Here is a 6,885-nt window from a genome sequence, read left to right on the forward strand (position 1 = left end):
AGGCAAAAAAAGTGATCATTTTTCGAACGGAGTGAGAAAAATCTCTGTTTTTTGCCGCCCGGAAAATCTTATTGGAATGAGGAGTAGCAAGTGTGCGAGGGCGTACTTTCTTTTGCTTCGTTTTCTTTGTACGAACAAAGAAAATGAAGTCGCCCTTTAGGGCGAAACTTAAATGACAATTAAGAGAGAAAGTTGCACTAAATAAACCTTTGTCATTAAGCTGAAAGCATAAATATTTAGGTAATCTCTATGCAAAACCTACTTACCCCAAACAACATCCCTTACCAAATCATCAAAGACAATACGTCATTACAACAAATATGCCAAACAGCACAACAATTTCCAGTGGTGGCGTTAGATACTGAGTTTGAACGGATTCGCAGTTATTATGCGAAATTAGGCTTAATTCAGCTTTATTATGGTGAAACCGTTGCTTTAATTGACCCATTAACAATTACAGAGTGGCAACCTTTTATTACCCTGTTAGCGGATCAAAACGTGTTAAAAATATTACACGCAAGTGGCGAAGATATTGAGATTTTCTACCAACAATTTGGGCAATTACCACAGCCTCTTATTGATACACAAATTGCAGCTAATTTTTTAGGATTTCCTTTATCCGTGGGGTTTGCTTTATTGGTTGAACATTATCTAAAGATCGAATTAGATAAGAAAATGTCGCGTACTGATTGGTTAAAGCGTCCCTTAACAGATCGACAATTACAGTATGCTGCTGCGGATGTATATTACTTATTACCAGTCTATCAACAAATGGCAGTGGCGATGCAAACTTCACCGTGGCAAGAAATCATTGAGCAAGAGTGTCAATTTGTTGCCGAAAAACGCTGTAAACATATTTCAGCAGAAAATGCTTATTTAGATATTGGCAATGCGTGGCGACTTAACCGAGAACAATTAAATAATCTAAAATTTTTAGCTAAATGGCGTTTACAAGAAGGGATTAAACGTAATCTTGCCTTGAGTTTTATTGTGAGTAATGAAGGTTTAATCCAAACAGCGATCCATTCACCTAAACATACTTCACAATTATTAGAGTTAGGATTACACCCTATGGAAATCAAACGCTATGGTAAAAAGCTGCTGTTATTGATTGAACAAGCAAAACGTGTCCCAGCTTCTGATTATCCAGCCTTAATTGAAAATATTTCAGAACGAGCAGGATATAAGAAAGCAATTAATGTATTACAAAAAAATTTAAAACGATTAGTGAAAGATCAACTACCTACCCAAGTGATTGCTAGTAAGAAATTATTACACCAACTTTTAAAATGGTATTGGTCTGGCGAACCGCAAGATCGAAAACCTGAATTATTACAATCATGGCGACAACCTTATGGGGAACAATTACTGGCAGTATTACGTGAAGTAGACCCTTCATTAGAGAAATAAGTTGATAATATCTAAAAAATATAGGTGTTTTTTAGATATTTTTTATCAATCAGGAAAAAAGATTATTTTACAATTATTTTATTTGCATAATTTATAATTTCAGCTATCTTTAGCGATGGGCGGAGGTTTATTAGCCTCTTTGTTATTAACACAACATTTATAGATATTATAATTATGGTTACTTCATCTCGTTTTACCGCATTACTTTTTCAAGGTTCTCTTGTAAAAAGAGTGGCAACAGGTCTTTTATTAGGGATTTTGCTTGCTTTGATTTCTCCTTATTTAGAACCTACTTTAGGAACTAATTTAGCCGAGGATGTTAGTTTTCTAGGGCAACTTTTCGTGCGTTCATTACGTTCAATAGCACCTATTTTGATTTTTGTCTTAGTAGTATCTGCGATAGCGAATCGTCGTGTTGGGGAAAAGAATAATCTGAAAAGTATTATTCACCTTTATCTATTAGGTACTTTCCTATCTGCACTGGTTGCAGTAGTGGCGAGTTTCCTTTTCCCAACGGAGCTTGCTTTAGGTGAAGCAGAAAAATCAATCGCACCACCAGAAAGTGTTGGACAAGTATTAAGTACGCTATTATTTAATATCGTAGATAACCCATTTAATGCCTTATTAAATGCAAACTTTATTGGTATTTTAGCCTGGGCGATTGGTTTAGGTATTGCTTTACGCCATTCGTCAGAAACTACCAAAAATGTATTTGGCGATATTTCAGAAGCTGTTTCAATGGTAGTAAAAATTGTTATTGCGTTTGCGCCAGTAGGGGTATTTGGCTTAGTTGCCTCGACATTAGCGGATAGAGGATTAGCTGCTTTAGGTGGTTATATTCAAATTTTAGCTGTATTAGTAGGCTCAATGCTCTTTGTTGCTTTTATAGTAAACCCAATTTTAGTATTTTGGAAAACCAGAACAAATCCATATCCATTAGTTTGGAAATGTATCCGTGTAAGTGGTTTAACTGCGTTCTTTACTCGTAGCTCCGCAGCAAATATTCCAGTTAATATGGAGTTAGCTCAACGTTTAGGTTTAAAAGAAGAAACTTATTCCGTGTCAATTCCATTAGGCGCAACCATCAATATGGGCGGTGCGGCAATTACGATCACTATTTTAACTTTAGCTGCAGTGCATACTTTAGGTATTGAGGTGAGTTTGCCAACAGCTTTATTGCTTAGTATTGTTGCAACGGTTTGTGCGTGTGGTGCATCAGGTGTGGCGGGTGGTTCATTATTATTGATTCCATTAGCGTGTAGTTTATTTGGGATCTCGAATGATATTGCAGCTCAAGTTATTGGGGTGGGCTTTATTATTGGGGTATTACAAGACTCAACCGAAACTGCTCTAAACTCATCAACAGATGTTATCTTTACCGCAGCGGCTTGTATTGAAGAAGAGAGAAAAAGTCAGCAAGCATAATTAAATTTGTTTAATCATATAAAGGGCAACAGAGTGTTGCCCTTTTATTTTTAAGATAGCTTGTAAAATTTTATTAAAAAGCAATCTAAATTTTCTTTATTGGTATCATTTCAATTTTACTTAGATTTAAAAAGTAGAACTGAAAAAATAGCCACCTATAGCAAAAGCTAACTAAAAGTAGTTAGTTATTTGGCTTATTAAAATAATAGATATTTTAGGATTGTTTTTTTTACTAGACTTTCATAAAAATTTAGCTAAAATTGTGCGATTTTTAGGTTGCAAACGTCAAATAAGTTTGACTATTTACAGTGTCAATCATAAGGTTTGCTTCATTATTTATAATATAAATAAAGGGATAATAATATGAATAAAGTTTATCGTGTTATTTGGAATGCTACATTAGGATTGTGGCAATGTGTATCGGAGTTAGCAATAGCAAAAGGAAAAACTAAAAATAGCTATCTTCACCATTCTCCTACTAAGAGGGGGGGGGTAACTAGCTTTTTTATATTAACTCTTCTTTCATTATCCATTCAATCGGCTTATGCAGCATCATTTGATATACCTGATGATATTTCATATTCTAAGGTTAATTATGCCTTTTATAGTAATCAACAAACAGCATATAATTTATTTACAGCAGCTGGTTCTGTTTTAAGAATGACTGGAACAGGAGCGAATAAAGATACTCTAGAGGCAGCAATAGCGAGTAAATATCCAGGTAATAATGTTGGAAATCTTGGAAATTCAGGGGCTTCTAGGCTAAATGGAGTTGCATGGGATTTACGAGATAATTCACAAATAGATATCCTTCATTTGGTCTTAGGAGATAGCAATGTCGGTGGTGAGGTAAGTATTGATAGAGGCAGTTCGTTAGCTGTACAAGATAAGTTTCTTTTATATGGCAGTAGCAAAGTGGATATTAATGGAACTTTACAAACAAATACGCGTTTTAGTTTTGAACGAGACTCCACTGCTGTGGTGAATTTAAATCAAGGTGGTACCCTATCCATTGGATGGAATAGTGATAACAACCAAACTAAATACAATATTCTTAAAGCGGAAAATGGTAGTCGTAGTAGTGTTAATTTAAATGGGGGAACGATATCCTTTTCTGAAACTAGGCCAACCTCTCGTGGATATTTTGCTGTTCTGTTTCAGGGATTTACTCCAAGCAGCGGTAATAGTGTGAATCTTTTAAAGGATACGACAATATCCCTTAGCCAGGCAGCAATTGCTCTTAAAGATGTAAATATTCAAGGTAATATTGGAGCAAATTTAATTAAAACTGGAGCTGCTACTTTGATGATTCTTTCCAATAATAGTTATCAAGGAGATACTATTATAAGAGAAGGTGTTTTAGCATTGGGTGGTTGTGGAATTAACTCTGATGTAACAAGTCCAGCTCTATGTGCTGGAGATACAGATGGTAGCCTTGCTGGTAAGATAGTATTAAATGATAATACAGCTTTGGAACTACGTTATTTTGGTGATAAGACAATTAATAATACTGTAAGCGGTTCAGGTAATGTAATATTGTATGGAGCTACTCAAACTACCGCAAGTGCTACAAGAAATGCTGTTAGAGTTACTACTCCAACCACTACTACAATAGCAGGAAGTCTTTTGCATACAGGCAGTACAGAGATTAAGGCAGATAATCTTACTATTGCGGCAGGAGGTAAAATTGAGGGTACCAGTGATGTGGCAGTCAATGGTTCATCGACCAGAAATGCCACTTTAACCGTTAATGGTGTACTTAACACAGCTACTCCAAGTAATGGAATAACAGGTAAAGTTGCTTTAAATAATGGTTCTTTAATCGTCGGTAGTGGTGGTAATGTAACTGTCCATAATGTAGAGGCTACTCCATCAAGTAATTCTTTAGTTCAAGTTGATAATGGCGGAACTTTAACCACCAATTTGGTGAATGGCGACACTTTCCTGCAAGGTTTCGGAGCGGATAAAGTTACCTTAAATGGCACATGGAATGTGGCTGTGGCTGATAATGCAACTGTTAGCCAACAATCGGGAGCAAACTTTACAGGTACTGATACCACCGCTATCTTTAATAAAACAGGCAATAGTAAATTAACCCTCACTGCAGAGAACAATTTTGCAGGTATCACTAAGGTGACTGGAGGAGAAGTTGATATTCAGTCTGGAGCTAGTATTACTAATACTGCTAGTGTGTTGGTGGATAATAATGTTATCTACAATTCAGAAAATGGCGGAAATCAGGCGAAATTAACAGTTAATGGTACTTTAACCACCGCGAATGCTGGTGATGTAGAAATCAATAATGGTTTATTTACTGTTAATGGCACAGCAACTGTCGGTAATATTAAATCAACTGATACCACAGGGGATAAATTGGCTACTGTGAATGTTGCTCAAGGTGGCACATTAACGACCAATCTTGTTGCTGGGGATATTTTATTTAATGGGTTTAAGCAATCAACCGCAAAAGACATTATCACAATTAGTGGTACTTGGAATGCCGATGTGGCAAGTGGTGCTACTGTTGAGCAAAATGCTGAAGCAGCTTTTGGTGGTGCTGGTACCTTTAATAAAACCGGTGCGGGTGAATTGGACTTAACTGCCGATAATGCATTTAACGGTGCAGTGAATGTTCAAGGTGGTACATTGTCTTTGGGTAACGGCGGTGATAAGGGTGATTTAGCAAGTGAAACAATTAATGTTTCTAGCGGAGCTAACTTAAAAGTTAATCACAGTGGTGATTATACTCTAGACAGTGCAGTTACTGGTGCTGGTAATTTAATTCAGGCTGGCACTGGCACAACAACTTTAACCAAAAACAATACTTATACCGGCACCACCACAGTGGATAATGGTACATTAGCTGTTGCCGGCGGTGCAAGTATTAGCGGTACCAGCGGTGTTAATATTAACCACGGTACTTTGGATGTAAAAAGTGGTGGTACGTTAAATACGACAGGTGCGGTGAATGTTGGTGATGGTATTGATGCTGCTAACACAGCTAAGTTTACCAATGCAGGTACTGCAAGTGCGGGTAGTGTAACGGTTAAATCAGATGGTAGATTAACCAATACATCTACAGCAAATGGTTTAACTGTTACAGGTGAGTTAAAAGTAGAAAGTGGTACATTAGAATCATCTGGTACAACAAGTGTAGGTACATTGACTGTTGATAAAGCGGAGGGCGCTGCACAGAGTGGCACAGTCAATATTACTGGTGGTACGACAACTGCAAATTCAACCACTATTAAAGATGGTGAAGTCGCTGTATCAGGTGGTAAGTTAAATGGTGGGGCTGTTACTGTTGGAGATGCTGATGGCACTGATGAAGATAATGCAGCAAAACTCACTATTTCGGGTACGGGTGGTGTTGAAGCAACTAGCGTAACAGTTAAAAATGATGGTAATTTAACCAATAGTGTAACCGATGATAATGAAGCTGATGATGTTCAAAAGGGCTTAAAGGTGGCTAATGAACTCAAAGTTGAGGGCGGTACATTAGACACATCAGGTACAACCACAGCAGGCAGCTTAACGGTTGATAGTGGTGCAGTGAATGTTAAAGGCGGTACAACAAGTGCAGATTCAACCACCATTAAAGATGGTGAAGTCGCTGTATCAGGTGGTAAGTTAAATGGTGGGGCTGTTACTGTTGGAGATGCTGATGGCACTGATGAAGATAATGCAGCAAAACTCACTATTTCAGGGACAGGTGGCGTTGAAGCAACTAGCGTAACAGTTAAAAATGATGGTAATTTAACCAATAATGTGGTGGATAATCCCGATACAGGTGATGTTCAAGAGGGCTTAAAAGTTACAAGTGAGCTAAAAACAGAGGGAGGGACGATTAATTCCTCTGGTACTACTAATGCAGGTAGCTTAATTGTTGATAGTGGTGCGGTAAATGTTAAAGGCGGTACGACTACGGTTAAAGGCGACACTGAAATAAAATCAGGTAGTGTAGCAGTAGAAACAGCAGGAAAACTGGCGACTGAAGGCACCTTAAAAGTGGGCGATAAGGCTGGTGGACCAGGTACAGCTACTTTAACC

General features: G+C 37.4%; 3 protein-coding genes. All 3 read left to right on the forward strand.

Going from position 1 to position 6,885, the window contains the following annotated elements; genetic code table 11:
- Positions 1–249 precede the first annotated feature (249 nt).
- Complete coding sequence (rnd, locus tag QV06_RS11235; protein WP_065238220.1) at positions 250–1,410, forward strand: ribonuclease D; 1,161 nt, start codon at positions 250–252, stop codon at positions 1,408–1,410.
- A gap of 174 nt (positions 1,411–1,584) precedes the next feature.
- Positions 1,585–2,835, forward strand: a complete 1,251-nt coding sequence (gene sstT, locus QV06_RS11240; RefSeq protein WP_065238221.1) for a serine/threonine transporter SstT — start codon at positions 1,585–1,587, stop codon at positions 2,833–2,835.
- Positions 2,836–3,198: 363 nt separating this feature from the next.
- On the forward strand, positions 3,199–6,885 hold a 3,687-nt coding region (locus QV06_RS11245), incomplete at its 3' end, for an ESPR domain-containing protein (protein WP_156542078.1).

It is taken from the genome of Gallibacterium genomosp. 3, from assembly GCF_001678475.1.
In the GTDB taxonomy this organism is placed as follows: domain Bacteria; phylum Pseudomonadota; class Gammaproteobacteria; order Enterobacterales; family Pasteurellaceae; genus Gallibacterium; species Gallibacterium faecale.